Here is a 3,931-nt window from a genome sequence, read left to right as displayed (position 1 = left end):
AAACGGGATAAACAGATCAGGTGTAATCAGCCCCCTGATCGGATGTTGCCAGCGTAACAGTGCTTCAACCCCGCTGATGCGAGCGTTGGCAAGATTCAATTTTGGCTGGTAATGAATGACGAATTCATTTCGCATCAGGGCATCGCGCATCTCGCCGAGTAACGTGAGTTGCTCATGCTGCACCACGTCTTCGAATTCCGCGGCAAATGCATAACTGTCGTGCCGGCGTTTGGCCGCCTTGATTGCCAGGTCGGCGCGCCTGAGCAAGGCGGTGGGGTCATTACCATCGTCTGGATAAAACACTACGCCCAGGCTTACGTCGATATCCAGTCGCTGGCCATCGAGCCGCATCGGCCTGCGTAGCGCGTCCAGAATCATCTGTATGTACCCGGAAATGGCGGATTTATCGCTGCCTTCGTACAGAATGACGAACTCATCACCGCCAAGTCGAGCAACCAGGTGGGACGCGGCAACGCAGGCGAGCAGGCGGGCGGCTATTTCACTAAGCATACGGTCGCCCACTGCATGACCTAGGGCATTGTTAATTGGTGCGAAGCGATCGATATTGAGGATTATCAGGGCGCCATGTTCACCTGCGCTGGCCGTGGCAAGCGCCTCCATGAAATGTGCCCTGTTGGGTAGGTCGGTCAAGCTATCAACATAGGCCAGGCGGGTTATCCGTTCCTCGCGGATCACGATGTTTTTGCGCATCAACGCCAGCGCTCGCAGCAATACCTGCATTTCCGGGCCTCTACCGCGAGGAATGTTCTCGTTGTAATTGCCCGCGGCGATTGTTTCTGCCACGGCGACCGCTTCACCTATGGGTATGACGATGGAGCGCGAGATCAACAAGGCCAGCAGAGCGCCGAGTACCAGCGCGCTGGCCGTAATCGCGACTATTTGCAGGCGTGTGGCAGTGGCGGACTGCTCAAAATGCTCAACCTCCAGGTTCATCAGTGTTTGTTGACGCTCCGTCAGGCGCAATGTGACATCCAGTAGCGCATTCAGTGCAGGGGCTGTGTACAGTTCAAAGTGCGCTTGAGCCTGAGTCAGGCCTTGGATTTCGATAAGCTCGACCGTCTCCTGAAACAAGACACCATAGCGTTGACGCAACTCGGTAGCCTGGGCGATTTGAGATTGCGAGTAGGCCCGACTGTCCGCATGCGCAAGGCTGGCAATTGCAGCATCCGATGCCGTCATGGCCGCGTCCATCTGCGCATAAAGAGGGATTCGTTGATCCCGGTCGGGGGTTTGCAAAAGGCGCAGAAGCTGGATGGCGGCGTATTGCGAGTGCTGGTTCGCGCGCTCGGCGAGTAGGACGAGTCGGGCGGGCTGATCGACGAACTCGTGCATGCTGGCGCCCAGTGTCTCGAGGCGATGTGAGGTCATCACCGAGAGGGCCAGCAAAAGCCCGAGCAGTGCGGAGAACGCCAGGATCAAGCGGTTGCGGATTGAGGCGAACTGGGCGAATCGCTTCAGGGTGAAGCCGATCATGCTGGTGTGCCTCCTTACTAAGCAGGGCTTCCTTGCGCCCGACTACAGGCGAAAGGCGGCAACCGAGGACTGTAATTTTGCGGCTGTTTGCAAGAGTTCGTCGGTGACCGTTGCAAGCTGATCGGTAGCCTGTTTGTTGGTCCTGGCCATCTCGACGATGGTGCGCACGTTGCCAGCAATCGCCTCGCTTTCCCGGGACTGGTCAGCCGCCAGTTCAGTCAGTTGTTCAAGGTTGTCGAGGGAATCCTGGGCATCGATCTGTAACGCCTCCAGCGGGACGGCAATGCTCTGTATCAAGTCCATGCCGTGCTCCATACCGCGCTTGCCCGCGTCGATATCACGGGCCGCATTCTGGGTCTGTTGATTGATCAATGTCATCACTCGGTCAATCTCTCCGGTGACATCCGCGGTGCGATTGGCCAGAGTACGCACTTCATCGGCGACGACCGCGAAGCCTCGACCACTCTCGCCGGCCCTTGCTGCTTCGATAGAGGCATTCAGCGCCAGGAGGTTAGTTTGATCGGCGATTTGGCGGATCAGGCTGACCGCTCCTGCGACTTCTTTGGCGCTCAGACCGAGCCTGGCGACCGATTGGGCCGAGCCGTCGACGGCCGTGGCGATCTGGGCGATTTCCGCGGCAACCACGGTGATGGCTTGAGCACCTTCCTGCGCCAGATCACGGGCCTTGAGGGCTTGGTTGCGGGCGGTCAAAACGTTGCCCGCCATCGTGCCGATACCTTGGGATAACTGGCCGATGGAGCGATCGATAGACCCCGCCAGTTCGCTCTGCAGTGCCGAGTCCACTTTGACCTTGGCTGCTGGGACCTGCAGTTGCTCGGCCGCCGAGTCTACATTTGCTGCGCTGCTCAGGATCGAGCCGATCAACGTGCGCAGGCGCCCGCTCATGCTGCGCATGCCTGCCAACAGTTTGCCGATTTCATCGTTGCCGGCATTGTCGATCGTGTGTCTGAGGTCGCCAACGGCAATCCGGTCTGCCACCATTCGCGCGCGATCCAAAGGTTGAGTGATACTGCGGGTCATATAAATGGCCATCAGCAGACCTGCGATCAACGCGCTGAAGCCCAGGGCGAGCACCAACTGGATTGAGCGTTCGGATGCCTGCATTGCCAATGTCTGGCGTGCGTGCATGGACAGTTGTTGCTGCTCCGCCATTGCCGTCGTTTGCGTCAACAGTGCATTGAGTGCGCTGCGGGTCGGCCCCGTCATAAGCTGCACGGCCGAGGCTCGCTCGCCCACTTCCAGCTCCTCTACAGTGGCACTGAAGTGCATTTCGTAGTCCTTGCGCAGGCTTTCCAGGCGGGCGAGCATAGCCTGCGACTCAGGTTCGGTCATCAATGCGCGAAATCCCCGCAGCGCTTGATCGATCTCGGTGTTCTGCGCGTCGATCTCCTGATAGATGGCGGTACGCTGTTCGCGGTCTTCAAGGACGAAGAGCAAAAGTAAGCGACTAGCAGCCGTTTCAGCGTGCAGGTTGATGGCTGAGGCCTGCTCGGCACGCGCGGCATCCCCTTCGACCACGTCGTGCATGCTCTGAGCCTGCAGGTCGAAACGTTGCAGACTGATGAGGACGATGGCCAAAAGAAATATGAGGACGATGGCATAGCTGATCGTCAGGCGTTGTCGAATGCTCATCGCAGTGTTTCTTTATGCATGTCGTTGTCGCTCCATGAGGCTGGTGCACTTCCTTGCGGCATTTATCGGCTGAATTTCCGTGCAATGAAGTGATCCAGAGCAACAGCACCAGGACCTTTCGCCAGCAACAGCAACAGCACCGTGGCCCATACACCATGGGTAGGGTACGCATCCGGATAGACCAACAGCTGGATAGTCAGCGTCATGATCAACAAGGCCAGAGCGGAAAAACGCGTGGCTAAGCCAATTAAGATCATTAATGGGAAGAAATGCTCCGCAAAAGCCGCCATGATGGCCGCCGATTCGGGAGCAATCAACGGTAGTCGATACTCTTCTTTAAACAAAAGCACCGCCGACTCAGCCAATCTTGGCAGCCCGAATTGAAACTCTCCAGATACTATGTCGAGAGCTAGGCCTTGCACTTTGGTCTCTCCAGATTTCCAGAAAATGGCCGCAATAGAAAAGCGTCCTAGCAAGGCGATCAACCAATAAGGCGTACGCTCAAATTGCTCAATAAACCATTTGATCAGTTTCACTACGCGGGCTTCATGCATTGAGAACTATTCCTAAATATTGTAACGAATGATGGCACCGTAGCGGAGCATCAGCGCCAATGTCGTCTCAAGGTTAAAAGGGACGTCCGTAGAAACCGCATCAGCGAAGACAGCACCGCGGTGCAAATTTTCGATGAACTCCGCAGCACCGTGTTCTATGCGGACAACTACTACATCTAAATCTTGACGAATTAGCATGGCTGCTTCAGAAACATCCGGGTGTATGCTCC

Annotated in this window: 3 protein-coding genes and 2 pseudogenes; all 5 read right to left on the bottom strand. The window is 56.7% G+C overall.

The window, feature by feature from the left end; translation table 11 throughout:
- Positions 1-1,494: diguanylate cyclase domain-containing protein (locus FFS64_RS31010; protein WP_137808443.1), on the bottom strand; the 1,494-nt coding region annotated here is incomplete at its 3' end.
- Positions 1,495-1,536: 42 nt separating this feature from the next.
- Positions 1,537-2,400 (bottom strand): methyl-accepting chemotaxis protein, encoded by an 864-nt coding sequence (locus FFS64_RS32360; protein WP_372242194.1) that lies wholly within the window; start codon positions 2,398-2,400, stop codon positions 1,537-1,539.
- Positions 2,392-3,147 (bottom strand): annotated as a pseudogene (locus FFS64_RS32355) (MCP four helix bundle domain-containing protein); the annotation flags it as partial. The gene FFS64_RS32360 and the pseudogene FFS64_RS32355, both read right to left, overlap by 9 nt.
- Positions 3,148-3,209: 62 nt before the next feature.
- Entirely contained in the window at positions 3,210-3,701 is a 492-nt protein-coding gene (locus FFS64_RS31000) for a DoxX family protein (protein ID WP_057978301.1), read from the bottom strand.
- 12 nt (positions 3,702-3,713) lie between these two features.
- Positions 3,714-3,931, bottom strand: a pseudogene (locus FFS64_RS30995) (hypothetical protein); the annotation flags it as partial.

It is taken from the genome of Pseudomonas sp. G(2018), from assembly GCF_005502415.1.
GTDB lineage: Bacteria > Pseudomonadota > Gammaproteobacteria > Pseudomonadales > Pseudomonadaceae > Aquipseudomonas.
This window is presented reverse-complemented; position numbering and strand designations above follow the sequence as displayed.

Coding starts and splice junctions, on each gene's coding strand:
- FFS64_RS31000 (WP_057978301.1), bottom strand. CDS start 3,701: ATGCATGAAGCCCGCGTAGTGAAACTGATCAAATGGTTTATTGAGCAA.
- FFS64_RS32360 (WP_372242194.1), bottom strand. CDS start 2,400: ATGAGCGGGCGCCTGCGCACGTTGATCGGCTCGATCCTGAGCAGCGCA.